At 70.1% G+C, this 23,844-nt stretch carries 19 protein-coding genes and 3 pseudogenes; 12 read left to right on the forward strand and 10 right to left on the reverse strand.

Translation table 11 applies throughout. The annotated features are described in order from the left end of the window. The 3 genes from K2Z83_RS13705 to K2Z83_RS13715 form a co-directional block, all read left to right on the forward strand. Positions 1-2,470: clostripain-related cysteine peptidase (locus K2Z83_RS13705; RefSeq protein ID WP_255603907.1), on the forward strand; the 2,470-nt coding region annotated here is incomplete at its 5' end. Positions 2,471-2,606: 136 nt separating this feature from the next. Next, positions 2,607-3,863, forward strand: a complete 1,257-nt coding sequence (locus tag K2Z83_RS13710) for an ABC transporter permease (protein WP_220595752.1) — start codon at positions 2,607-2,609, stop codon at positions 3,861-3,863. Between the two features lie 20 nt (positions 3,864-3,883). Continuing rightward, the gene (locus K2Z83_RS13715; RefSeq protein ID WP_220595753.1) at positions 3,884-5,134 is read left to right on the forward strand and encodes a sensor histidine kinase KdpD; all 1,251 of its coding nucleotides are present in this window, start codon (positions 3,884-3,886) and stop codon (positions 5,132-5,134) included. A gap of 343 nt (positions 5,135-5,477) precedes the next feature. Here K2Z83_RS13715 and K2Z83_RS13720 read toward each other — a convergent pair whose 3' ends face one another. Further along, positions 5,478-7,991 (reverse strand): DNA translocase FtsK, encoded by a 2,514-nt coding sequence (locus tag K2Z83_RS13720; protein WP_220595754.1) that lies wholly within the window; start codon positions 7,989-7,991, stop codon positions 5,478-5,480. Positions 7,992-8,360: 369 nt separating this feature from the next. Between K2Z83_RS13720 and K2Z83_RS13725 the strand changes: the two genes are divergently transcribed. Continuing rightward, positions 8,361-8,669 carry an oxidative damage protection protein gene (locus K2Z83_RS13725; protein ID WP_255603909.1) on the forward strand — a complete coding sequence of 103 codons (309 nt, stop codon included), beginning with the start codon at positions 8,361-8,363 and terminating at the stop codon, positions 8,667-8,669. A gap of 28 nt (positions 8,670-8,697) precedes the next feature. On the opposite strand, the gene K2Z83_RS13730 is transcribed toward K2Z83_RS13725, so the two are convergent. The 6 genes from K2Z83_RS13730 to K2Z83_RS13755 all read right to left on the reverse strand — a co-directional run bounded on the left by K2Z83_RS13730 (position 8,698) and on the right by K2Z83_RS13755 (position 15,914). Then, positions 8,698-9,936, reverse strand: coding sequence for an ATP-grasp domain-containing protein (locus K2Z83_RS13730; protein ID WP_220595755.1), 1,239 nt, complete (start codon positions 9,934-9,936; stop codon positions 8,698-8,700). A gap of 118 nt (positions 9,937-10,054) precedes the next feature. Further along, positions 10,055-12,094 (reverse strand): diguanylate cyclase, encoded by a 2,040-nt coding sequence (locus K2Z83_RS13735; RefSeq protein ID WP_220595756.1) that lies wholly within the window; start codon positions 12,092-12,094, stop codon positions 10,055-10,057. A 290-nt stretch (positions 12,095-12,384) separates the two neighbouring features. Further along, positions 12,385-13,749 carry a CUAEP/CCAEP-tail radical SAM (seleno)protein gene (locus K2Z83_RS13740; protein ID WP_220595757.1) on the reverse strand — a complete coding sequence of 455 codons (1,365 nt, stop codon included), beginning with the start codon at positions 13,747-13,749 and terminating at the stop codon, positions 12,385-12,387. Further along, positions 13,731-13,880, reverse strand: a complete 150-nt coding sequence (locus K2Z83_RS13745) for a hypothetical protein (RefSeq protein ID WP_220595758.1) — start codon at positions 13,878-13,880, stop codon at positions 13,731-13,733. Before K2Z83_RS13745 ends, K2Z83_RS13740 begins: the two co-directional genes overlap by 19 nt. A 20-nt stretch (positions 13,881-13,900) precedes the next feature. Continuing rightward, positions 13,901-15,289 carry an SPFH domain-containing protein gene (locus tag K2Z83_RS13750; protein WP_220595759.1) on the reverse strand — a complete coding sequence of 463 codons (1,389 nt, stop codon included), beginning with the start codon at positions 15,287-15,289 and terminating at the stop codon, positions 13,901-13,903. Between the two features lie 127 nt (positions 15,290-15,416). Continuing rightward, entirely contained in the window at positions 15,417-15,914 is a 498-nt protein-coding gene (locus K2Z83_RS13755; protein WP_255603911.1) for a transglutaminase family protein, read from the reverse strand. A 15-nt stretch (positions 15,915-15,929) separates the two neighbouring features. Between K2Z83_RS13755 and K2Z83_RS13760 the strand changes: the two genes are divergently transcribed. Both K2Z83_RS13760 and K2Z83_RS13765 read left to right on the forward strand, forming a co-directional pair. Next, entirely contained in the window at positions 15,930-16,487 is a 558-nt protein-coding gene (locus K2Z83_RS13760) for an O-antigen ligase family protein (protein WP_370650174.1), read from the forward strand. A gap of 114 nt (positions 16,488-16,601) precedes the next feature. Beyond that, positions 16,602-16,799, forward strand: coding sequence for a zinc-ribbon domain-containing protein (locus K2Z83_RS13765; protein ID WP_220595761.1), 198 nt, complete (start codon positions 16,602-16,604; stop codon positions 16,797-16,799). Positions 16,800-16,818: 19 nt separating this feature from the next. Here K2Z83_RS13765 and K2Z83_RS13770 read toward each other — a convergent pair whose 3' ends face one another. Next, positions 16,819-17,793 carry a formyltransferase family protein gene (locus K2Z83_RS13770; protein ID WP_220595762.1) on the reverse strand — a complete coding sequence of 325 codons (975 nt, stop codon included), beginning with the start codon at positions 17,791-17,793 and terminating at the stop codon, positions 16,819-16,821. 61 nt (positions 17,794-17,854) lie between these two features. Here K2Z83_RS13770 and K2Z83_RS13775 point away from each other — a divergent pair, with 61 nt between their 5' ends. From K2Z83_RS13775 to K2Z83_RS29035, 5 genes and pseudogenes are all read left to right on the forward strand, one after another. Further along, entirely contained in the window at positions 17,855-19,210 is a 1,356-nt protein-coding gene (locus tag K2Z83_RS13775) for an RNA polymerase sigma-54 factor (protein ID WP_220595763.1), read from the forward strand. Positions 19,211-19,501: 291 nt separating this feature from the next. Continuing rightward, positions 19,502-19,759, forward strand: a complete 258-nt coding sequence (locus tag K2Z83_RS13780; protein ID WP_220595764.1) for a hypothetical protein — start codon at positions 19,502-19,504, stop codon at positions 19,757-19,759. A 13-nt stretch (positions 19,760-19,772) separates the two neighbouring features. Then, positions 19,773-20,132: a DUF2089 domain-containing protein gene (locus K2Z83_RS13785; RefSeq protein ID WP_220595765.1), complete on the forward strand. Its 360-nt coding sequence runs from the start codon at positions 19,773-19,775 to the stop codon at positions 20,130-20,132. A gap of 108 nt (positions 20,133-20,240) precedes the next feature. After that, positions 20,241-20,606, forward strand: a complete 366-nt coding sequence (locus K2Z83_RS13790; RefSeq protein ID WP_220595766.1) for a hypothetical protein — start codon at positions 20,241-20,243, stop codon at positions 20,604-20,606. A 600-nt stretch (positions 20,607-21,206) separates the two neighbouring features. Continuing rightward, a pseudogene (locus K2Z83_RS29035) lies at positions 21,207-21,590 on the forward strand (DUF4097 family beta strand repeat-containing protein); the annotation flags it as partial. 513 nt (positions 21,591-22,103) lie between these two features. Here K2Z83_RS29035 and K2Z83_RS29965 read toward each other — a convergent pair. Beyond that, positions 22,104-22,364 (reverse strand): annotated as a pseudogene (locus K2Z83_RS29965) (DNA methyltransferase); the annotation flags it as partial. A 59-nt stretch (positions 22,365-22,423) separates the two neighbouring features. Next, the gene (locus K2Z83_RS29970; protein ID WP_220595768.1) at positions 22,424-23,218 is read right to left on the reverse strand and encodes a hypothetical protein; all 795 of its coding nucleotides are present in this window, start codon (positions 23,216-23,218) and stop codon (positions 22,424-22,426) included. An 85-nt stretch (positions 23,219-23,303) separates the two neighbouring features. Between K2Z83_RS29970 and K2Z83_RS29050 the strand changes: the two are divergent. Beyond that, positions 23,304-23,844: pseudogene (locus tag K2Z83_RS29050) on the forward strand (primosomal protein N'); the annotation flags it as partial.

Below are 23,844 nucleotides of genomic sequence, written 5' to 3' on the forward strand. Positions count from 1 at the left end.
GCCACTGCATATCGTCGCGCTCAGCGGCCCCCTTGCGGGCCGTACATTTCCGCTTGGCGACGTACCTCTATCCCTGGGCCGGACGCCCGAGAACACGATTGTCATCGCGAGCCCGCTGGCCTCGCGCCGCCACGCCGAGCTGCGCCCCGAGGGCGGCGGCTATGTTGTGTATGACCTGGGCAGCTCGAACGGCACCTCGGTGAACGGCCAGCGCGTGCAGTCCCACCGGCTCATGCCCGGCGATGTGATCATGATCGGCGACGAGTCATTTCGCTTTAACGCCCCGGCGGTCGATCAGACCCTGCTGGCCGCGCCGGCGCCCACGCAGCTGGTCGGGGGCGCGCAGCCGCCGGCCCAGCCGCCCCTGCCGCCCGTCGCGGGGCCGGGCTTCGGCCTGCCGCCCCTCGCAGCATCTCGCCCGCCGCGATCTGGCTCGCGCCTGCCGATCTTCATCGCTCTGGGTGTGCTGATGGCCTGCGTCGTGGTCGCCGGCCTCGGCGGCGGCGTCTTCCTGCTCACCCGCTCCGGCGGGGGCGGGACGACGACCTCGGCCACGCGGGAGCCCGTCGCCACATCGGCCGCCGGCGCGGCCACGCCCGGCCCGGCGCCCACCCGCGCCGCCGCCGGCCAGGACGCCGAGTGGACGGTGCTGGTCTACCTCGACGGCGACAATAACCTGGAGTCCGACGCGCTGACCGACTTCGCCGAGATGGCCCAGGTCGGGTCGAGCGACCAGATCAAGATCGTCGTCCAGCTCGACCGGGTCTCCTCGCGCGAGTCGTGGGATGACACGACGGCGGGCGACTGGGACGGCACGAAGCGCTTTCTGGTCGAGAAGGGCATGCGGCCCACCGCGGCCAGCGCGCTGGAGGATCTGGGCGAGCAGAATATGGGCGACCCGGATGTGCTGGCCGACTTTGTCAGCTGGGGGATCGACAGCTACCCGGCCCGGCGCTACGCCCTGATCATCTGGGACCACGGGGCCTCGTGGCTGGGGATCGCCAGCGACGACACCTCGGAGGACCAGCTGAACCTGCCGGAGCTGGGCGCGGCCCTGGAGACGGCCCGCCAGAGCACGCCCTACGGCACCCTCGACCTGATCGGCTTCGACGCCTGCCTGATGGCCCAGCTCGACGTGCTGCTGGCCGTCGAGCCCTACGCCCAGGTGGCGGTGGCCTCGGCCGAGCTTGAGCCGAACCAGGGCTGGGCCTGGGACACGTGGCTGGCCGCCCTGGCGGATGACCCCGGTCAGGACGCCCTGGCGATCGCGCCGAAGATCGTCGAGAGCTACATCGACTCCTACCGCTTCGCCGACGCCGATGACGTGACGCTCTCGGCCTTCGACCTGGCCAGGCTGGCCCCGATCACGCAGCAGCTCGACCGGCTCTCGCAGGCGATGCTCGCCGACATGGGCCGCTCGTACAACGCGATCGGCCAGGCCCGCTCCTACGTGGATGTCTACGCGCCCTCCTACTCCGAGGAGTTCAACGCGGTGGACCTGGGCCAGTTCGCCCAGCTGCTGCCCGCGCAGGGCGCGACGGGCGAGGTGGCGGCGGCGGCGGCCGACCTGGGCGACGCCCTGGGGCAGGCCCGCATCGCCAATGGGGCCGGCAGCTACCACGCCAGCTCCAGCGGCCTCTCGATCTACTTCCCGCAGCTGGCCGATCTGTATGTGGACGCCTACGAGCGCGGGTCGCCGCTGCCCCGCGCCACCCGGTGGGCCGACTTCCTCAAGGGCTTCCACAGCGCCGGCGACACGGCGGTGACGACGCCGACGATCAGCGGGCTCCAGATCGACAGCACCCTGGTCAGCACCAACGCACCGGTCACGCTGAGCGGCGCGCTCAGCGGCAGCGACATCGCCTACGTCTTCTCATTCATCGGCATCCCCAACGCCAGCCGCGACACGGTGGACCTGATCTATGTGGACTACATCCTGCCGCCGGGGGCCGCCCCGGGCGACGACTCGCCGGTCTGGCCCGACGGGCAGTTTAACCTGAGCCTGACCTGGGACGCGACGAGCTGGTACCTGAGCAATGGACAGAGCCAGATCGAGGCGCTGCTGGGGCCGGTGAAGTACGGCAGCAACTTCTACGGCGTCGAGGGCGTATACACCTCGCAGGCCACCGGCGAGCAGATCGACGCCGGCCTGATCTTCAACGTGCAGGGCGACGCGGGCGACCTGGTGCGGATCTGGGGCTTCCCCAAGAACAAGCAGGACTCACAGCCCTACGAGCTGAAGGCGGCCCCCGGCGACACCTTCACCGCCTACACGCGCAGCTACACCGACACCGGCGGCAGCCTGGACCCGGCGCGGGTGCAGGGGCAGACGATCACCTTCGGCGACACGCCGCTGAGCGCCAGCTACGGCCCGACCCTGAGCGGCGACTATGTGATGGGCTTCCTGGTGCGCGACATCGCCGGGAACTTTAGCTACGACTATGTCGACGTGACGGTAGATAACCCATAGTACAGGGGACAGGGGACAGGGGACAGGGGACAGGGGACAGGGTGATGTTACAGACTGGTATCTCATATCGCTCACGTATGCGCTCCGCCTGTTCCCTGTACGCTGTGTCCTGTCCCCTTGTCTTACTGGAGGAACGATGACCTTTCGCGATATGCTGGCGACCGCACTAGAGAACCTCGGCCGGCGCAAGGTGCGCACCGTGCTCACATCCACCGGCGTGATCGTCGGCATCCTGACGATCGTGACCATGGTCTCGCTGGGGGTGGGCGTACAGAGCGAGATCCAGGCCCAGTTCTCGGCGCTCGGCCTAGAGAACCTGTTCGTGCGGCCGGGCGAGCAGCGCAGCCAGGACTTCTTCACCCGCTACGCGGAGCCGCAGCGCGAGCACCCGATCACCCCGGAGGTGATCGCGGAGTGGGGGCGGCTGCCGGGCGTGGTCAGCGTGACGCCGGTGATCGACCTGTCGGCGGTGGCCAGCTCGCTGGAGCTGCCGGGCGGCGACCTTTCGGCGGTGTCGGTCGTCGGGCCGCGGGTCTTCGCGCCGAACCCCTTCCAGCGTGAGCTAACGGCGGTGGCGGGCACGATCACCCTGGCGGCCGAGCGGCGCGGCGAGATGGTGCTTGGCCAGGGGGCGCTGCCGAGCGGCGTGCGGCCGGAGGATGTGGTCGGCAAGCAGCTCAACATCGTCCTGCGCAGCCCGCGCGGCGAGACCGAGCGCTTCCCGCTGACGGTGGTGGGCGTGAGCAGCGGCGAGGACTCGGAGGCGCAGGCGACGGCCCTGGACATGGCCGCGATGAAGTCCTGGTGGTTCAACACGCCGGACTACCTGGACGCGCAGGGCTACGACTCGGCGGTGGTGCGGGCGAAGGACGTGAGCATCGCCACGCAGCTGCTCGCCACCTTCCGCGATGCGGGCTTCCGGGTGCAGTCGCTGGAGCTGATCCTCGACGCGGCGAACCGGGTGTTCGCGCTGATCAACGTCATGCTCTCATCTATCGGCGGGCTGGCCCTGTTCGTGGCCAGCCTGGGGATCGTCAACACCATGATCATGGCGATCTACGAGCGCACGCGCGAGATCGGCACCCTGAAGGCGATCGGAGCCTCGCGCGGCGACATCCGCAACATGTTCATGATCGAGGCCGGGCTGATCGGCGCCCTGGGCGGGGTGGTCGGCATCATTGGCGGCTGGCTGCTCGGCATCCTGCTGAACCAGGTGATCGCCTGGTACATCGCGCAGGAGAGCCTGCCGATCCAGGCGACCTTCTTTGTGACGCCGTGGTGGCTGGCGCTCGCGGCGCTGGGCTTCGCCGGCCTGGTGGGGGTGGTCGCCGGGCTCTACCCGGCGGCGCGGGCCGCCCGGCTCGACCCGCTGGTGGCGCTGCGCTATGAGTAGTGGGAAGGAGCGACGAGGGGATGGCATACCCGATCAGCATGTTGATGGCTCGCCTGCAGCAGACCGGCCAGGATGTGGTCAGCGGGTGTTACACGCCGGCCACGCTGGCGCAGCTGTCGCAGAGCCTTTCGCGGATCGTCTTCACCGGCGACACGAGCATCATCCTGGCGATCGGCAACGACCCGCAGCGGGCATGGGCCGACCTTGCCATGCGCGGCTTGAGCGTCGCCGCGCGGCGGGTTGATCTATCGCCCGCGACTGGGCCGCAGCTCGGCTTCGCCCTGATCGGCGTCGGCCAGGTCAGCGGGTTTGTCCTGGCGGCCGCCCCGATCGAGCCGCTGGACCGCGACGAGAGCCTGTGGCTCTACGACGCGCTCTGGAGCTGCGACCCGGCAGCCCTGCGCGCCGCCACCGATCTGCTGCGCGAGACGTCCGAGGCCGATATCTCTGGCGCCATCGATGGTCTCACCGCCCCCCCGCCGGAGTCGCTGCTGCGCCTGAGCGGCGACCTGCTCGACTTCGCCGCGCGCCAGCACAGCACCCTCGGCGTGACCAACCGATCGCTGGCCGAGCGCATGCGCAACCAGGAGGACCAGACGCGCATGATCGTCCACGATATGCGCGCGCCGCTCCACACCCTGCTGATCAGCATCAAGGCCCTCCAGCGCCAGCGCTTCGACCCCGAGGGCCGCAACGAGCTGCTTGAGGTGGCCCGCGACAGCGCCGGCTATCTGCTCAACCTGACCGAGACGGTGCTGGACTCGGCGCGCCTGGAGACGAGCGGCTGGGCGGTGAAGCGCCAGCCGGTGCGTATCCTGAACCTGGTGCAGTCGGTGTGCGACCCGCTTGAGCTCGCGGCGCGACCGGACCAGGCCCAGCTGCACCACAGCGTGGCCGACGACATGCCGGTGATCTGGGTCGACCGCGCCCTGATGGAGCGGGTGCTGACGAACCTGCTCACGAACGCGATCAAGTACACCCCGGCCAGCGGCCAGATCAGCGTGTCGGCCCAGCTCATCCACGATGGCCACGCAGTGGAGATCAGCGTGCTCGACACTGGACACGGCATCTCGCAGGAGGCGCAGGCCCATATCTTCGAGCGCTTCTACCAGGCGAACGACAGCGACCGTCGCCGGGGCACAGGGCTCGGCCTGTACTTCTGCCGGCTCGCGGTGGAGGCCCACGGCGGCAGCATCGACGTGCGGAGCGCCGTCGGCGAGGGCAGCACCTTCATTATCGTCCTGCCGGTCGATGCGCCTAAGGAGGGCTGACGGCAATATCGCTGAAGTCACGCTGTCACCCTGAGTCGCCCGGTCGTAAACGGCCGGGCTGAGTCTACGAAGGCCGCTGAAGAGGCCTCGGACAGGGCTTCAGCACGCATATGGGATGGCCGCCCCCAGTAGGGCCGAAGCATTCGCACCGGATGAATCTGCGTGTCGCACATGCATAGGGTGCGAATGCTTCGGCCCTACAGTGCCCCTGGCGGGTATGGGTCGCCCCGGCGGGCCGACACGGGGCGGAGGGTGGTCGATCCGGTTTCGGTTAACCTCATGCACATGGGACTTCAGCCCCGGGCGAGCGTCGCCGCACCGCGTGACTTCTGCGGTATTGCCATCAGCCCTTCTTGATCACCTCGCGGGAGCGCCCGCCCTCGGCCGGGCCGACCACCCCCTGCTGCTCCAGCAGGTCGATCAGCTGGGCGGCCTTGCTGTAGCCGATGCGCAGCCGGCGCTGGAGCAGCGAGGCCGAGGCCCGCTGGTGCTGCTCCACCAGGGCCTTCGCCTGCGGCAGCAGCTCGTCCTGCTCGTCCACGCTGAGGAACTCCGCCGGCGGCCGGTAGGCCTCGTCGGGGGTTGGGGGCTGGGGGGTGGGGGTTGGGGTCGCGCCCGCCTCGGTCGGCCGTGGGCCAGGGAGGGCGCCGCTGAAGGGCGGGCCATTCATCCCCAGCGAGCCGCCGGCCTTCGCCTTCACCTCCTCCTCGGTGTCCGGGGGCAGCGCCTTGCGCCAGAAGTCGACGATCTTCTCGACCTCGCGGTCGGAGACGTAGGTGCCCTGGACGCGCACCAGCTTGGCGGAGTCGGCGGCCATGTAGAGCATATCGCCGCGGCCAAGCAGCTGGTCGGCGCCGGGGCCATCGAGGATGACCCGGCTGTCGACCTGGGAGGTGACGGCGAAGGCGATCCGCGAGGGGAAGTTGGCCTTGATCAGGCCGGTGATCACATCCACCGAGGGGCGCTGGGTGGCGATGATAAGGTGGATGCCGGTGGCGCGGGCCATCTGGGCCAGGCGGCAGATGTAGGTCTCCGTCTCATCGGGGGCCATCATCATCAGGTCGGCCAGCTCGTCGATGATGATCAGGATGTAGGGCATCGGCTCCAGGTCGGCGCGCTTGCGGGCCAGCAGCTTATAGCTCTCCAGGTTGCGGCAGCCGTGGCGGGCGAAGATCTTATAGCGCCGCTCCATCTCGCGGGTGGCCCACTTCAGGGTCGGCACCACCCGCTCCAGCTCCGTCACCACTGGCGAGAGCAGGTGCGGCACCCGGTTGTAGACGATCATCTCGACCATCTTCGGGTCGACCAGGATGAGCTTCAGGTCGTCGGGGCTATGCTTGAGCAGCAGGCCGCAGAGGAAGGCGTTGATCGCCACCGACTTGCCGGAGCCGGTCGAGCCGGCCACCAGCAGGTGCGGCATCTTAGTCATGTCGGCGATGATCGGCGTGCCGCTGACGTCCTTGCCGAGGGGCAGCTTGAGCTTGCCGCGGCTGGCCTCAAACTCCTCGCTGTCGATCACCTCGCGCATGCTGACCATGGCGATCGCCGAGTTGGGGATCTCGATGCCGACGGCGGCCTTGCCGGGGATGGGCGCCTCGATGCGGATGGAGGGCGCGGCCAGGGCCAGGGCTAGGTCGCGCTCCAGCGAGGTGATCTTGCTGACCTTGACGCCCACGGCGGGCTGCAGCTCGAACTGCGTCACCGCCGGGCCGGGGTTCACATTCACCACCTGGGCCTCGACCTTAAAGCTGGCCAGGGTCTCCTCGATCAGGCGCGAGCGGGCGCGGATATCCTCGTCGCTGATGCCCGCCTCGGCGCTGTAGGAGTCGAGCATCTCCATCACGGGCAGCGGCCAGGCTCGGTGTACCGCCGGCACATCGAAGCCGTCCAGCGCCTCCTGCACCGTCTCGACCACCGGCTCGGGGGTGGGGCGGGGCAGGACGCTGCGCTGGGCCGGCTCTGGGGCCGGGGCGGCGGGCGGGCCGCCCAGGGTCGGGGCTGGCGCGCCCTTGCCGGCGGCGGGCGCGGCGGGCGCGGCCGGCGGCGGCGCCGCGCCCCTGCCGGCGGCGGCGGGGTCGCCGCCGGGGCGCTGGAAGAGGCTGGCCTTTGTGGTGCGGGCGGCGATCGGAGTCTGGGTCAGGTCATCATCCGCGCCGAGGGGCGGCGGCTGGAAGGGCAGGTCGTCGTCGGCCAGCGCGGGTCGGCGGGGCGCGGCGGGGCGGCGCGGCGCGCCCCAGAGCAGCGCCCAGAAGCGGGCGGCGCGCACGCTCATGCCGATGATCAGCTCGCGCAGGGTGATGTTAAACGTCAGCATGACCCCGGCCAGGCCGAGCACGATCACCACTAGCACCGCCGCGGGCCGGCCGATGCTGCGGTCCAGCCCCTCGACCACCCCGGAGCCGATCAGGCCGCCGCCCTGGTCGATCCGGTCGGCCAGATTGATCTCGTGGAAGGGGAACTCCAGCAGGCCGAGGATGGCCGCCAGGACGAGCACGGTGCCCAGGGCGTTGGCCCCAGACAGCTGCGCGTCCTGCATGCGCTCCTGGATGAGGATGGCCACGCCGAGCAGGCCCAGCGTCACCGGCACCACCAGCGCCCCGCTGCCGAAGGCCCGCCGGACCACCTCCAGGTAGAGCCCTCCGACGCCGCCAGCGACCCCGGTGAAGAAGAAGACCAGCGTCACCAGGGCGACGGTGATCAGCGCGAGGGCGAACAGCTCGCGCTGGTGCTCGGGGCGCAGCGAGATCGCGAAGGCCGGCTTCTCCTTGCGCGCGCCCCGGCGCGCCGGCGCCCTGCCCTTGCCCGCCGGCCGCCGGCCGCCGCTGCCGCCCGCCTTATTCCCGCCCCGTGAGGCCATAGGGTGCCCTCTCCTGCGCATTCTAGTGCCGTTAGCCGGCAGTATAGCACATCTGCGCGGGGGGTGTCTCCCCGCAGGGCGGCCGGGGGTGGCGAAGCCACCCCCGAAGGTTTTTAGTGGGATTTTGGCGGCGAAGCCGCCAAAATCCCACTAAAAGCAGGGTCTGGGGCTGCGCCTATGCGTATCACGTTAGGCCCCGGGCTCCCCGGAATTCCCTGTTGTTTTGGCCAACATGGCCAGCTTCGCTGGCCATGTTGGCCAAAACAACACCAGTTTTTAGGGCCGCAGCCCCAGGACTCTGTAGCTGCTATAATCATAGGACAGCTATGGTATCCAGCAGCGATAGTATCCAGCAGAAGGTGAACCGCTATGCCGCGTATGGTCAACTGTGTGAAGATAGGCCGCGAGCTGCCGGGGCTGGATCGCCCGCCCTTCAGCGGGCCGCTCGGCCAGCGCATCTTTGAGAGCGTCTCCCAGCAGGCCTGGGCGCTCTGGCCGGCCCAGTCGACCCTGATCATCAACCACTACGGGCTGAGCCTGGGCGACCCGAACGCCCAGAAGATCCTGCTCCAGCAGATGGAGGAGTTCTTCTTCGGCGAGAAGGCCCGCATGCCCGAGGGCTGGACGCCTCAGCCGGCGGCCCCGGCGGCCAAGGGCGCCGGGCCGAGGCGGAAATGATGGTGTAGGGATGCAGCGTGCTGCGTCCCTACACCATTGGGATGTTCGGCATGATCTCGAAGGTGAGGCATGCGTGGGCCGCGCGCAGGGCCGCCTCGGCCTCGGCGGGCGCGGCGGCGCGGGCGAAGATGAAGCCCAGGTAGCTGTCGCCCTCGGGCAGGGGCACCAGGGGGTAGTGCAGGGGCGCGCTGATCTCGACGCGCTCCACCCCCGGCACCGCCCGCGCATCCTCTAGGCCGCGCACCGCCCGCAGCACCCCGGCCTGCGGGATGGGGATCATCATCACCCCGCCTGCGCCGCCTGTGCGGCCCAGCGACTCCGCCGGCAGCCCGGCGGCCTGGCTCAGGATCAGCTCCTCCAGCGAGGCGTCGGTGCCGAACTGGAGCGTCTGCGAGCAGAGCCCGCCGATCGTGCGCCCGGCCAGCTCGACCATCCACGGCCCGCGATCGTTCACCCGCAGCTCGGCGTGGAGCGGCCCGCGCTCCAGCCCCACCGCCGCCGCCGCCCGCGCCGCCACCGCCCCGATCTGGGCCTGCGCCTCGGCCGGCAGCCGCGAGGGCGTCACGTAGAGCGTCTCCTCGAAGAACGGCCCGTCCAGCGGGTCGGGCTTGTCGAAGAGGGCCAGCACCCGCAGCTCGCCGCCGTCGATCACGCCCTCCAGGGCCACCTCAAAGCCGGGGATGAAGTCCTCGGCCAGGAAGGGCTTCGGCCCCGGCGTGGGGTCGACGCGCTCAAGCAGGCGCGAGATGCGCCGCGCGGCGGCCACGAACTCGGCCGGGCCGTCGGCGCGGATCACCCCCCGGCTGCCGTTGAGCCGCAGCGGCTTCAGCACGCAGGGGTAGCTGACCTGCGCGGCCAGCAGCCCCAGATCCTCGCCGGTGGAGCAGAGCCGGAAGGCCGGCGAGGGCACGCCGGCCGCCGCGAAGAGCCGCCGCATCAGGTGCTTGTCGCGGGCCGCCTCAGCCGCCTCGGGCCGGTTGTGGGGCAGGCCGAGGGCCGCGCTGGCCCGCGCGGCCACCATGGCCCCGCTGTCGTCCACGGCGATCACGGCGGCCAGGGGCGCCTCGGCGTGGATGGCCAGGATATCGGCCAGGGCGCGGCCCTCGTCATTGAAGTCGATGCCGACCCGGCCGCCCAGCCGGCCGGCCATGGCCGCCGGCGCATCCTCGGCCACCAGGGCGCGCACGCCCAGCCGCTCGGCCGCGCGCATGAATGCCTCCAGCCGGTAGGACGACGGGGTGGTCAGGAGCAGGATCTGCTGGCGCATAGTTTGGTGCATCTCATACCAACTGGAATTGAGCAATCCGCATACGCGCCGCCGCCAGAGCGCGTTGAAACGCCATGCACGGCAATCTGCAATCCAAAATCTGCAATCTGCAATGGTATCAGTCTCGCGTGAGCAGCTTCGACGCGGACTCCAGCGCCGTGTCGGCGGCGCACACCCGGTTCCGCCCGGTCGCCTTGGCCATATAGAGCGCCCGGTCGGCCGCGCGCAGCAGCGTGTCGCCATCGCCGCCGTGGGCGGGGAAGCTCGCCACGCCGGCCGAGATCGTGCAGCGCAGCTCGTGGCCGCCGTACTCGACGCACATATCGGCGAAGGCCTGGCGCAGATCGTCGGCGCGCTCCAGTGCCATGTCGAGGGTGGCGGTGGCCATGATCACCACAAACTCCTCGCCGCCGTAGCGGCAGGCCGTGTCCATCTGGCGGGTGTGACCGTGCAGCAGCGCGCCCGTGGCCTGGAGCATGAGGTCGCCGGCCCTGTGCCCGTAGGTGTCGTTGAGCTGCTTGAAGTGGTCGATGTCCATCATCATAACACTAAGCGGGGCTTGCTCGCGCGCGGCGTGGGCCAGCCCCTGCTCGAGGATCTCTTCCATGTAGCGCCGGTTGAACAGGCCGGTGAGCACATCGTGGGTGGCCTGCTCGCGCAGCTGCGCCTGGAGCTGCTGGATCTCGGCCAGCTGCGCCTGGAGGCTCTGGTTCGCCGCGCGCAGCGCCTCGTCGGCCCGCCTGCGCTCGCTGATGTTGCGGCCGACCCCGTTGATCGCAAGCTGGCCGGTCTCCGGGCTGATGTAGTAGTGGGTCACAATCTCCACCCAGACCGCCGAGCCATCTTTGTGCGGCTGCTCAAGCTCGTTGACGAAGGTGTGCTGGGTCGGGTCGGCCAGAAATGTGGCGATCCGCTGCTGGATCAGCCCATGGATCGCCGCCTGCATATCCGGCGGCAGCCCATGATAGACGACTTGGCCCAGCAGCTCCTCCGGCTTGTAGCCCTGGAGCTGCTCGATCGATGGGCTGATATAGGTCAAGCGCAGGCTCTGGGTGTCGATGCTCCAGATCACATCCTGCATGTTCTCGGCCAGCAGGCGGTAGCGCCGCTCGCTCTGCCGCAGGGCCTCCTCGGCCCGCTTGTGCGCGGTGACATCGTGCAGAATGAACAAGTGCCCCACCGGCCTGCCGCGCCGATCATTGATCGTCGAGACGACGAGGTCGTAGGTGCGCTGCCGCGCGCCGACGCCGACCGTCACCTCAGACGTGCCCGCTGACGTGCGAGAGTGGCCCCGAAGCAGATCGGCCCAGTCGGGTGGCAGCGCCTCGACCGGCTCGCCGATAGCCTGCGCGGGCATCCCGCAGGTGACCTTCGCGGCGCTGTTCACGTCGGCGATCTGCCCCTGTGTGTCTAGCACGATCACCAGGTCCTCGATATGATCCATCACCGCACCGCGGGCGATCGGGACAATGATGAAGATCTGGCCGTGCAGCAGCGCCCAGCCGTAGATCACGCCGGTGCAGGCGAGCAGCATTGGCGTCCAGGCATAGCCGGGCAAGGGCGTGATGCGTAGCGTGGTGAGGATGTCGGCCAGGAAGGGGATGAGGATGCCCAGGATGAGCAGCAGCATTTCCCGCCGGCGCTGCGCACGGGTCACCAGGGATACGGCGAGGATCGCCAGCGCGCAGATGGTGAGCACGCTCCCGTACCCGTAGTAGACCCAGTACCAGGGGCCTCGGCTGAACACAACATTGCTCAGCGGGCCCTCGGCGATCAGCCGGGGGCTATGGCGAAACAGCGGGTAGAGCGGCGGGGTCAGGGTCAGCACGACGGTGACGGCAGGGATGATCAGGAGGGCTGCCAGACGTTGGCGGGTGATCCATGCGGCGTGGCCGGTGTACTGGATCACCATGGTCAGGATGGCCGGCGCGATGAAGCCGCCGGGGATGTAGATCAGGCGGAGCAGGAGCACGCGCAGCTCAAGCGGGGCGACGACCAGGCTGAGGGCGAAGATCAGCGAGAACAGGGAAGACAGCCACATGAGCATGCGGAAGGGCCGGCACGCCGGCAGGCGGCGATAGTAGCCGGCGTAGACGGCGATGGAGGCGAGGAGCACGGCGCTGGCGAGCGGTAGCCAGACGTAGGGCGTATAGAGCATGGCCCACACCTCCGGCAGAGGACACTGTCATAGTGATGTCCTTAGGGCGATGGTTATTTTACTGCTGTTTTAAAAGATGAAGAGTGAGGGAAGATGGAATGAGATTATACACCCTGTGTCAAGCGACGCATCGGGCTTTTGCAGGAAGGCGACACAAATAGCGTGCATAGCCGCAGTGGCTGGCACGAGTTTCTGAGTACGGCGAAGCCGCCTCGGTGGGTGACGAGGTTACAAGACTTATGCCAGCGCTACAGGTACTCAGGAGCGAACTGCTCCTCGGTGGGCTCCGCTCAGCAGTACCAGGGCTCGCTCAGGTAGGGGATGGGCGGGCGGGGCAGCAGGTGCGCCAGGCTAGGCCGCGCCCCCGCGCCGATCTGGGAGTCCACCAGATCCCACAGCTTCTCAAAGAATTGCGCCCGTGTCTCGCCGCGCGGCCCGCTGCCCTGGGCCAGCCGCAGCGCGGCCCGCTGGAGCGTGTCCATCGCCGGATCGGGGTGGCGCCAGGGGTAGACCAGCCCGGCCGGGTCGAACGGCCCGACCAGATCCCTGACCTCGTCGAGGTGGAGCAGCCAGGAGCCGGACGGGATGAGCAGGCGGATGGCGTACTGCACCGGCGAGACGCTCTCGACCAGGCCGAGCTCAGTGATCGCGCGCAGGAAGTCGGCATAGACCTGGCGGCTCGTCCAGGGCGTGAAGGCCACAAAGGTCGCGTTCAGGCCGACCCCGGCCTCGCGCAGCAGCCCGGCGGCGCGGGCCACATCATCGCGGGTGTGGCGCTTGTCCAGCCGCTCAAGGATGCCCTCGTCCAGCGCCTCGACCGCGCTCGTCACCAGGGCGCAGCCGGTGTCGCGCAGCTCGGGCAGCAGCTCGGCGTGGCGCAGCAGGTGCTCGACCTTGATCGTCACATCGTAGGTGATGCCGGGGTGCTCGGCGTGCAGGGCGCGCACGATCTTCATTGCGTGGCCGGGCCCGTTGAGGAAGTCCGGGTCGCCGAAGGTGATATGGGCCGCCCCGGCGGCCACCTGGCGGCGCACGTCCTCAAGCACCACATCCCTCGGCACGGTGCGGAAGCGCCCGCCGTAGACGGGGACGATCGGGCAGTGGCGGCAGGTGTGCTTACAGCCGCGGCTAGCCTCGGTGTAGCCGGCGGCCCGCCGGCCCTCGGCGGTGATCAGGGCGGCGTAGGCCAGCGGGCCGGGCAGGCCGGCGCGGTCGGGGGGGATGAACGACAGTAGGGGCGTAACAGCGCGCCTGCTCTCATCTGCTGAGGATTCATCTGCCGCTGTTGCGCCCCTACCCTTGTATATATCCACCAGGGCGGCCTCAAACTCCCCGCCGACGCAGGCGTCGGCGCCGAGCGCGCGCAGATGATCGGCGTTGAGCGGGGCGTAGAGGCCGTAGCAGACGATGGTGGCCTGCGGGGCGAGGGCGCGCAGCTCGGGCAGCAGCTCGGCGGCCAGGCGGGTGGCCGTGTGCATCGGCACATACAGACCGATCAGCGCCGCCCGCGCCGCCGCCGCCCGGTCGAGCGGCTGGAGCGAGGTGTCGATAGCGAGCACCTCGGCCCCGGCGCGGCGCAGCCATGCCGCCGGCGAGGCCAGCCCGAAGGGCTGGTGCCCGAGCTCGTAGGTTGAGATCAGCAGCGCGAGAGGCATAATGAATGTTGAATGTTGAATGCTGAATGTTGAATGTTGAGTGGGTGGGGGTTTCGAAAGCTGGAGCTAGTATAACACGCCGCATAGCCTACAAAGCGCTCCATCTGCCCGGCGCCCTTGGCATTCAACATTCATCATTCATCATTCATCATTACCGCGTCTGGATGCGCAGGTCCACGTCCTCGGGGGTGAAGAAGAGGCTGGCGCTGCCGGCGCTGAGCGCGGTCAGAGCCTCCTGCTTGCGCAGAGTCTGGAAGACGGCCAGCTTCTCGGCGGGGGCCAGCTCGGCGCCGAGGGCGTCGAGGAAGGCCCGCACCCGCCCGGCCTCGGCGGCCCCGCCGATCTCGGCCTGAGCCAGCTCCACGATGCGGCGCACATCCATCAGCCGACCGCGCAACTCCTCGGCCTCGGTCTCGCCGCGGATCTGGCGCAGCCGCACCTCGTTCTCGCTCTCCTGCTGCTGGAGCCGGTTCAGCCGGTTCGTCGTCTCCTGGATGATCTCCTGCAGCACCCGCTGGGTCGCCGGGTCCTTGCAGGCGACCGCGCGCACCTCGACGGCGTGCAGCACCACCCCGCGCTCGGCGTAGAAGCCGTCGGCCCCGCCCAGCACCGCCTCGCGGATGATCGCGTTGAAGGCGGCCAGGAAGCGCTCCAGGCTCACCTGGGAGACCGACTGGATGATCTGGCTGCGCGCGTGTGAGCAGACGTCGCCGGGCGTATCGTCGGTGGTGCGCACCATGCCCTGGACATCGACGATCTGCCAGAAGAAGGTGATCCCGATCGTCAGCTCGACGTTGTCCTGGGTGCGGGCCTCAAGCTCGTACCACATAAACTTCGGGCGCTGGTCGAGGTGGGTGATCTTCAGCTCGCGGCGGTCCTTGTGCAGGCCGCTCGACCAGCGGAAGGTGACCAGCTCGTCGTAGGGGCCGAGGAAGAAGGCCCGCTCGGCGTCGGCCCCGCTGCGGATGCGGTAGGCCCCGCTGCGCTCCTTGATCACCACGGCCTCGTGGTCCTCCAGGCGCACCCGGCGGCGCACCTCGACGACCTGCTGGGTCGGCGCGGGCGCGAAGACCTGCGGCGCGATGATCAGCTCCAGCCCGCCGGCGACGGTGTCGCGCACCAGCACCGCCGTCTGCTCATCGATGTTGATCCCGTCGCGCACATCCTCCAGGATGGCCTCGGTCGGGCTGAGGACGACCCGCCCCTCGCCGCGCTCGACCCGGATCGCGCCGCTGCTCTGGTCGAGCAGGCGCAGGTACTGGCCGCGCTTGAGCGGGATGGCCTGGAGCTGCTCGTCCACCTCCTCGCCGGGGCCGAGGAAGACCAGCCTCGGGCCGACCTCGTTGCGCACCTCGCCGCTGAGCGTGTCGCGCACGCGCAGGTAGTCGGTTGGGCCGAGGGCGATCGCCTCGCGCCGGCTGACGCGGGAGAGGGCCGGCGTGATCACCGCGCCGGGGCCGTTGGCCACCCGCCGGCGGGTCGGCGTCTCGATCAGCAGCTGCTCGTCCTCCTTGAGGAAGGCCACCCATGGGATGATCATCGCGGTGCTCCTGTGTCTTGTGTAAGATAGTGCTATACTGACACTAATTAGTGTCAGTATAGCACTATCTTGACAAAACGCAAGCACACATCCCGCTGCTCGCCTGGGCGAGCACCGTGGCTCGCCCCTACTGCTGCTGCTGCATCTGCTGGGCCTCAAGCTCCGCCTCGGCGGGGGTGGGCGGGGCGATCGCCGGCAGCACGCCCTCGTCGGGGATGAAGGCCTCGGTGGGCACCACCTTCACGCCCACCTCCAGCGAGCTCTCGGCGCGCCCGCGGTAGACGCCCTTCGTCGGCGGGACGTCGGCGTAGTCGCGGCCGACGGCGACGCGGATGTGGCGGTCGCGGGCGATCAGGTTGTTGGTCGGGTCGAAGCCGACCCAGCCGAGGCCGGGCAGGAGCGCCTCAACCCAGGCGTGCGAGGCGTCGCGCTCGGAGCGGTCGTGGTCCTCGACGCGGTGGTAGAGGTAGCCGCTCACATAGCGGCAGGGGATGCCCAGCGGTCGCACCAGGGCGATCATAATATGGGCGAAGTCCTGGCAGACGCCCTTGCGTTTGGCGAGGGCCTCATCGATCGGCGAGTCGACCGTCGTCGTCTGCGGCGCGTAGGCGAAGGTGCGGTACATGCGCCCGGTGATCTCGTGCAGGAGCGAGAGCGGGTCGCCGCGGCGGCGGAGGTCGAGCTGGCTCGACAGGGCGCTCAGCAGGGGCGAGGGGCGGCGGTGATCCTCGGCGGGATGGCCCTGCTGGCGATGAACGTCGAGCGCTTCAACCTGCTGGGGGCCAGCAGCGGCGTGCGCGTGCAGACCTGGGCCTCGGCCCTGGCCATGCTGCGCGACCACCCGATGGGCGTCGGGCTCGACCAGTTCGGCCGGCTCTACCCGCAGTACATCGACCCGGCGCTCGCCGCGACAAACGAGATCAACACGGCCCACCCGCACAACTTGCTGCTCGACATCGCCCTGCGCATGGGGCCGCTCGGCCTGATCGCCTTCGGCTGGCTGCTGGCGATCTTCTACCGGCGCATGATCGCCAGGGCTGGCCAGCCGTCGCCCATGCGGGCCGTATATGTCGGCGCCCTGGCGGCCATGACCGGCGCGCTGGTCCACGGCATGGTCGACTCCTTCTACTTCTGGCCCGACCTGGCCCTCGCCTTCTGGCTATTCCTGGCCCTGGCGATCTGGCCCGCGGCGGAGTAGCGCAGAGCGTAGCGCGTAGAGCGGCAAACATCCTGTGCTCTGCGCTCTGCGCTCACGTGATACAATGTCCCTGTATCAACCCATGCGCCCAGGGGGCGCCGGAGGCCCAGGATCATGCCCTTCTACAAAGACATGCCGCTCGTCTGCCGCGCCTGCGGCGAGACATTCATCTTCACTGCCGGGGAGCAGGAGTTCTACGCCGACAAGGGCTTCCTCAACGAGCCCACGCGCTGCCCGAAGTGCCGGGTGCGCCGCGAGAGCGCCGGCGGGCGCGGGCGGCGGGATGCCAAGGAGGTAAAAGGTAAAAGGTGAAAGGTAAATCTTTTACCTTTCACCTTTTACCTTTTACCTTTGCCCTCAGCACGCCGGGCGTCATCTGGATGCTGATCAGATCGCTGTTACGGATGTATGGCTGATCCAGGTCGCCTTCTTCAGTGTAATCCAACGCCTCGGCCAAGGCTAACACCTCGCTGCCAGTATGGATGCGGTAAGGAAAGCCCCAGGCCGCCGTGCCGCGCATGAAGATGAAGGCCCGCCGCGCCGGCCAGGCCTGGTCGATCGCGAAGTCATCGGCCCTCGGCGCGGGCCGGTAGCCGCCGCCCGGCCCCTGCGGCCGGCGCGGCATGCGCCCCGCCGCCAGCAGGCCGACGGCCTCGGCCAGCAGCCGCCCGCCCAGGGCCGCCGCCCGCCCCTCGACCTCCTCCCAGCCCGCGCCCGCTGCCAGATCGGCCCCGCCCTGCGCCACGATGTCGCCCGTGTCCAGCCCCGGGTCCATCAGGTGTACCGTCGCCCCGACGCGCTCCGCGCCCGCGCGCAGCGCCCAGAAGATCGGCTCGGGGCCGCGCAGATCGGGCAGCAGGGAGGGGTGGACGTTCAGGAAGCCGTGGCGGGGCAGGCCCAGCAGGGCCGGCGGGATGCGCCAGGGCCAGCACGCCACACAGGCCAGGTCGGGCCGCAGCGCGGCCAGGGCGGCCAGCGCCGCCGCGCCGGCGGGCCGGCCGAGGGCCAGGGCCGGGATCGCGTGGGCGGCCGCGATCTGGAGGATGTTCGGCGGCGCGGCCCCGGCGAGCGGCAGCAGCCCCGCTGGCGCGGGCGTCGGCGGCAGCCGGGCGAGCGGCGGCGCCCCCGGCGGCGCGGGCACGGCCACACACACCACCTCGGCCCCCGCGTCGAGCAGGGCCGCCAGCGGCGGCGCCGAGAAGCGCCCCGGCATCCCGAAGAAGAGTACCCGTAGCGGCTGCATCGCTCGGCATTGTACCATCGCCGACAGCATCAGCCCGCCCCGGTCGCCCCGCTCCCCTGGCACGCTTCTTGCTCCTGTGGCATGATGCCAGCAAGAAGCGGGCCACCAGCGAGGAGCAACGCCAATGTTTGAGATGTCGATGAGCCCCGAGATGGGCCAGCGCGTCACGCCGGCCCTGCTCAACCTGGCCCACCTGCTCAGCCTGCCGAGCATGGCCCTGGAGCAGGCCGTGCGCCAGGAGCTTGAGGAGAACCCCGCCCTTGAGGAGGTGGAGGCCGAGGACTCGCTCTGCCCGCGCTGCGGGCGGCCGCTCATCGAGGGCGTCTGCCTGCGCTGCGATCTCCCCTCGACCGGCGACGATCTCTCCGGCTCCTCGCCCGATGACGACGGCCTCGACCCGCTGCTCTTCGTGGCCGCGCCGCGCTCGCTCAGCGAGTCGCTGCTCGACGACCTCTGCGCCAGCCTGCCCGCCAGCGAGCGCCCGATCGCCCTCGCGCTCATCGGCAGCCTCGACGACCAGGGCTTTCTCCTCGACGCACCCGACGATATCGCCGCCAGCCTGGGCGTCGCCCCCGCCCGCGTCGTGGCCGCCCTGGAGCGCCTGCGCGAGATCGGCCCGCCGGGGATCGCCGCCCGCGATAGCCGCGAGTGTATGCTCGCCCAGATCGACGACCTGGCCGACCAGGGCATCGCGCACCCCCACGCCCGCGCCATCGTGGACGCGCACCTGGAGGATCTCGGCGCGCGCAGCTACCGCAAGATCGCCCGCGCCCTGGGCGTCAGCGTCGCCGAGGTCGCCGACGCCCGCGCCTTCATCGCCGCGAACCTCTGGCCCTACCCCGCCCAGTCCGCCGACCCCTCCGCCCGCGCCGCCTCGCGCACCCGCTACCGCACCCCCGACATGGCTATCAGCATGATCGAAGGCGCCTTTATTGTCGAGGTGCTCAACTCCCAGCGCCGCGCCCTGCGCCTCAACCCGCTCTACCAGGAGCTCTCCGCCCGCGCCGCCACCCTCGAAGACGCTGAGCGCGCCCACGTCCAGGAGTTTATCTCCCGCGCGCGCGTCTTCCTGGCCAACCTGCGCCAGCGCGAGTCGACCCTCAAGCGGATCGGCGAGGTCATCGTCGAGCGCCAGGACGGCTTCCTTCGCTACGGCGTGCGCCACCTGCTCCCCCTCACCCGCGCCGAGATCGCGGTGACGCTGTGCATCCATGAGTCTACGGTCAGCCGGGCGATCAGCGATAAGACCGCCCAGATCCCCGCCGGCGACCTGCTGCCCGTCAGCGAGTTCTTCGTGGCCGCCCGTGGCGTCCAGGATGTGCTGCGCGCGCTCATCGCCGCCGAGGATACGTCCAGCCCGCTGAGCGACCAGGCGCTCGCTGCGCAACTGGCCGACCTCGGCTACCCGATCGCCCGCCGCACCGTGGCGAAGTACCGCGATGTCATGAAGATCCCGCCCGCCCAGATCCGCGGCGCGTAGTGCGCTTTCAGCGCAGGGGTTAGGAGTCGGGAGTCGGGGGTTGGGCGTTGTGATGCGACAGCACGCAGCATCGTGTCCAAAAAGGTTGCTTGAATCTGCACGAGGGACGCCGTAGGGACGCAGCGTGCTGCGTCCCTACGGCGTTCTCTTTTTTTGTTAAAATTCTCTATTGATATAAAATATTTCGCCAAACTATTGACAAATTTTTCTCAGAGTGATAATATTGACGTGATGATAGTGAAAAGCGACATCGTGATGGTAAATATTACTATAAGGAAAGCGAGGCCGCCCATGCTGCACGACACCTACCTGCACGAGCGGCTCGCCCGCGCGGCGGGGGAGCCCAGCAAACGCGAGATCGCCACCCGGCTCGCCATCGCCGAGCTGCGCCTGCGCCCGGGCCTGGCCCGCCGCGCCGCCCGCCGCGGCGGCCGGCTGCTCATCCGCGCCGGCGCGTGGCTGATGGCCTACGGCGCCGGGCGCGAGGCCCGCCTGCGGCGCAGCGCGCTGCGCACCCACCCCTCCGTCACCACATGCTCGCGAAATTAACGAGGAGACCGCCATGCACCGCCTCATCACCCGCGACCCCGTCAGCGGCGGGGAGCTGATCGTCACCCGCCTAGAGTGCCCCGAGAGCGGGATCGTGATCGAGGGCCAGTTCAGCCTCGGCTGGCTCGGCCGCCTCACCTCCGAGCAGCTCGACTTCGTCGAGGCGCTCATCCGGAGCCGGGGCAATGTCCAGAAGGCCGCCGCCGAGCTCGATATGGCCTACAACACCGCCCGCGCGCGCCTCGATGAGCTCGCCACCACTCTCGGCGGCACCCCCGAGGGCGACGGCCGCTCCGACCGCCGCCAGATCCTCGACCGGCTGGCCTCCAAGGATATCAGCGTCGAGGACGCCATGCGCATGCTGAAGGGATAGCGCGGATTCATGCAGCCTTTTTAGCGTGCGCTAGCCCATATATGGCATCTGAGTGACGGCTCCGTCCAATCTGCAATCTGCAATCTGCAATTGCACGAGGTGACACCCATGACCACCCCCGGCGGCGAGCGCAACCGCATCCTGAAGATGATCGAGGCCGGCCAGGTCTCCGCCGACGAGGCGGCCCAGCTGCTCGACGCGATCGGCCCCGCGCCGCGCCCCGTCGACCGGCAGCGCTCGCGCCTGGTGCGCGTCCGCGTCACTAACCTGCACACCGGCCGCCAGAAGGCCAACGTGACCATCCCGGTTAGCCTGGTGAATGTCGGGCTGCGCCTTGGCGCCCGGCTGGCCCCCCAGCTCAGCGGCAGCGCCCTGGAGGATCTGATCCGCAGCATTGAGGGCGGCGCAACCGGCCGCCTCCTTGAGTGGCAGGATCTGGAAGAGGGCGAGCGCGTCGAGCTTATTGTCGAGTAACTGAGGAGGACCCCCATCATGAGCGAGCAGCGTTTTCCCGCCGGCGCGCAGCCCAGCCTGCGCATCGCCAACGGCGGCGGCGATATCACGGTCGAGGTCTGGGACGAGGACGAGATCCTGGTCGAGTCCGATAGCCGCGCGTTTGAGCAGCACCGCGAGGGCGACATGCTGGTGATCGAGGGCTGCCCCGACGACCTGGAGATCCGCGTGCCGTCGCGCACGGCGGTGACGATCAGCCAGCAGGGCGGCGATGTGCATGTCGAGGGCGTGCGCCTGGTGGCCCTCGAACGGATTGGCGGCAGCGTGGATCTCGAGAATCTGTCCGAGGGCGCCGAGCTGGGCCTGATCAGCGGCGACCTGACGGTCGAGGGGGCGCCCCGCGTGGTCGGCCCCGGCCCTGTCCAGGGCGACGCCGAGCTCTCCAACGTGCAGAGCGTCGAGCTGGAGCGGGTCGAGGGTGACATGTCGGTCGATGACGCGCAGACGGTGATCGTCGGCAGCGTCGGCGGCGACCTTCGGGCCGACGCGCTCGCCGAGCGCCTCCAGGCCGGGGCGGTCGGCGGCGACATGCGCGTCGACGCCAGGGGCGTGGTCGAGATCATGGTCGAGTCGGTCGGCGGCGACATGCAGATCGAGGGCGGGCTCAGCACGCTGCGCTGCAGCACCGTCGGCGGCGACCTCACGGTCGGCGGCACGGTCGATAGCGCGTCCCTCAGCAATGTCGGCGGCGACCTGCGGATCGACCGCGCCCGCGAGCTGCGGGTCGGCAACGTCGGCGGCGACATCAAGGCCCAGGGCCTGGAGCGCGTGGAGCTGGGCGCGGTCGGCGGCGACTGCAAGCTCACCGGGGTCGCGGGCAGCGCGGAGCTCGGCACCATCGGCGGCGACCTGGCCCTCCAGGGCACCCTCGCGGCCGGCAGCAGCAGCCGGGCCAACGTGGCCGGCGACGCCAGCCTCCAGCTGCCCCGCGAGCCAAACCTGACCCTGACGGCCACCGTCGGCGGCGACCTGCGCGGCGTGGAGGCCGGGTCGTCGGGCGACCACAAGCGGGTCCACCTGCGCTACGGCGCGGGCGAGGCCAGCCTGAGCCTGCGCGTCGGCGGCGACCTGCGCCTCTCGGGGGCCGGCGCGCCCGAGAGCAGCAGCAGCTCCGCCAGCAGCTCAAGCGCCAGCGCGGGCGCCCCCGGATTCGACAGGGACATGGAGGGCTTCGGCCGCGACATGAGCGAGCTGGGCCGCGAGCTGGGGCGCATGGGCCGTGAGCTGGCCGGCGAGATCTCGGCCGCCTTCGCCGAGGGCGGCGCGTCGCGCGGCGGGGCCTGGGCCGAGGAGATGGGCCGCAAGCTTGAGCAGAAGGCCCGCCGCTTCCAGGAGCAGGCCGAGGAGCGCGCCCGCCGCGCCGAGGAGCGCGCCCGCACGCTGGATGAGAAGGCCCGCCTGCGGGTGAAGATCAACGAGCGCGAGTGGCAGCTCGACCCCGAGCGGCTTGAGCGGATCAACCCAGATCGCGCCGCTGTCCTTGAGCACGCGCCTACAGGCCGTGAGCCACGCGCGGGTGAAGGCGTCGTACTCGGCGAAGCTGGCGAACTTATCCCACGCGTCATCCACGGCGTCCACGCGGGTCTGGTTCGGCCGCCAGAGATCGCCCTTGAGCTGGAGGTTATAGGGCGGGTCGGCGAAGATCAGGTCGACGCTGCGCTCGGGCAGGGTCTCCAGAACCGCCAGGCTATCGCCGTGGTAGATGTGGTCGAGCTGCATAAAACCCTTTATCTCTGGACGAGATGGCCAGCGAAGCTGGCCATCTCGTCCAGAGACTCCTATCCTCGCAGGTCGCGCAGGTCGAAGACGGGGCCGTCCTTGCAGCGGGCGCGCAGGCCGTCGCGGGTGTCGACCAGGCAGGACTGGCATGTGCCGACGCCGCAGGGGGTGGGGCCGGCGAGGGCGGCCTGGGCGAAGCCGCGGCCCCAGCGCATGCGCCCGGCGCGCACGGCGTCTGCGGCGGGCGCGATCAGGTCCTCGGCGAGGGCGAGGCAGATCTGGTCGGCCCAGGCGATCGGCGAGTCGAAGATCGCGCCGCCGGGGCTGGGCGCGCCGAGCAGGCCGATCAGGGATGCCGGGCCGTCGGCGCTGCTCTGGTACTCCAGGTCGGGCGGGAGCAGGAAGGGCGGCGGCAGGCGCTCGGCGCCCTGGGCGGCGGCGAGCAGCACCCCGGCGATGCCTCCGGCCGCCGCCGCGCGGGCGAGGAAGATCAGGGCGGGCAGGGCGGGGCCGGCGCCGGCGAGCAGCAGGTTGCGCGTGCGCCCGTCGAGCGTGAAGGGCGCGCCCAGCGGGCCGAGGAGGTCGAGCCGGGCGCCGGCGGGCTGCGCGGCGAGCCAGGCCAGCCCGCGCTCATCGGGGTCGATCAGCAGCTCGGCCGTGCCGGCGGCGGGGTCGGCCCCGGCAAAAAACAGGTAGCGGCGCAGCAGCGGGTCGGCGCTCTCGGGCGGGGCGCAGCGGGCGAGCGCGTAGTGGCCAGGCCGCGCGGCGCGGGCCAGCTCAGGGGACAGCAGGGTCAGGTGGCGCAGCGCGCCGAGCTCGCGCCGCTCGATGATAACGGGCTCGTGGTAGGGCATAGGGCTACTCCGTAAGGGCGCAGCAGCCTACGGCTGCTGCGCCCTTACAGTGTACCATCATCCGACTCCCTGCTATACTGAGGCCATGCCGACCGACATGATCGCCGACATTGCTCTGCGCGCGAGCATCGGGGCGGGGGAGAGCCCGGTCTTCTCCTACCGCGTGCCGGCGCGCCTGCGCGGGCTGGCCCGGCCGGGCCAGCTGGTCTGGGTGCCGCTGCGCCGCCAGCGCGTGCAGGGGGTGGTGCTGGCCCTGCGCGAGGGCGGTGATTCCGACGGCGGGCGCGAGCTGCGCGAGATCGTCGACCTGGCCGACCCCGAGGCGAGCATCACCGCCGCCGGGCTGCGCCTGGCCGAGTGGGTGGCCGCCACCTACCGCGCGCCGCTCTACGAGGCCCTGGCCCTGCTGCTGCCGCCGGGGGTCGGCCAGGAGGCCGAGCCGATCTACACGGCCACGCTCGCCGGCATGCAGTCGGCGCTGGGCGAGCTGCCGCCCCGCGAGCGGGCCATCCTCTACTACCTGCGGGTCAACGGCCAGCAGTCCGAGCGCGACCTGCGGGCGGCCCTGCGCGGCGGCGACGGCGACCTGCGCGAGGCCTACGCGGCCCTGGCCGAGCGCGGGCTGG

The organism is Oscillochloris sp. ZM17-4 (assembly GCF_019599295.1).
Lineage (GTDB): Bacteria > Chloroflexota > Chloroflexia > Chloroflexales > Chloroflexaceae > Oscillochloris.

Coding starts and splice junctions, on each gene's coding strand:
- K2Z83_RS13715 (WP_220595753.1), top strand. CDS start 3,884: ATGGCATACCCGATCAGCATGTTGATGGCTCGCCTGCAGCAGACCGGC.
- K2Z83_RS13725 (WP_255603909.1), top strand. CDS start 8,361: ATGCCGCGTATGGTCAACTGTGTGAAGATAGGCCGCGAGCTGCCGGGG.
- K2Z83_RS13720 (WP_220595754.1), bottom strand. CDS start 7,991: ATGGCCTCACGGGGCGGGAATAAGGCGGGCGGCAGCGGCGGCCGGCGG.
- K2Z83_RS13740 (WP_220595757.1), bottom strand. CDS start 13,749: ATGCCTCTCGCGCTGCTGATCTCAACCTACGAGCTCGGGCACCAGCCC.
- K2Z83_RS13790 (WP_220595766.1), top strand. CDS start 20,241: ATGACCACCCCCGGCGGCGAGCGCAACCGCATCCTGAAGATGATCGAG.
- K2Z83_RS13775 (WP_220595763.1), top strand. CDS start 17,855: ATGTTTGAGATGTCGATGAGCCCCGAGATGGGCCAGCGCGTCACGCCG.
- K2Z83_RS13780 (WP_220595764.1), top strand. CDS start 19,502: ATGCTGCACGACACCTACCTGCACGAGCGGCTCGCCCGCGCGGCGGGG.
- K2Z83_RS13750 (WP_220595759.1), bottom strand. CDS start 15,289: ATGATCATCCCATGGGTGGCCTTCCTCAAGGAGGACGAGCAGCTGCTG.
- K2Z83_RS13745 (WP_220595758.1), bottom strand. CDS start 13,880: ATGTTGAATGCCAAGGGCGCCGGGCAGATGGAGCGCTTTGTAGGCTAT.
- K2Z83_RS29970 (WP_220595768.1), bottom strand. CDS start 23,218: ATGCCCTACCACGAGCCCGTTATCATCGAGCGGCGCGAGCTCGGCGCG.
- K2Z83_RS13735 (WP_220595756.1), bottom strand. CDS start 12,094: ATGCTCTATACGCCCTACGTCTGGCTACCGCTCGCCAGCGCCGTGCTC.
- K2Z83_RS13765 (WP_220595761.1), top strand. CDS start 16,602: ATGCCCTTCTACAAAGACATGCCGCTCGTCTGCCGCGCCTGCGGCGAG.
- K2Z83_RS13755 (WP_255603911.1), bottom strand. CDS start 15,914: ATGTACCGCACCTTCGCCTACGCGCCGCAGACGACGACGGTCGACTCG.
- K2Z83_RS13730 (WP_220595755.1), bottom strand. CDS start 9,936: ATGCGCCAGCAGATCCTGCTCCTGACCACCCCGTCGTCCTACCGGCTG.
- K2Z83_RS13710 (WP_220595752.1), top strand. CDS start 2,607: ATGACCTTTCGCGATATGCTGGCGACCGCACTAGAGAACCTCGGCCGG.
- K2Z83_RS13785 (WP_220595765.1), top strand. CDS start 19,773: ATGCACCGCCTCATCACCCGCGACCCCGTCAGCGGCGGGGAGCTGATC.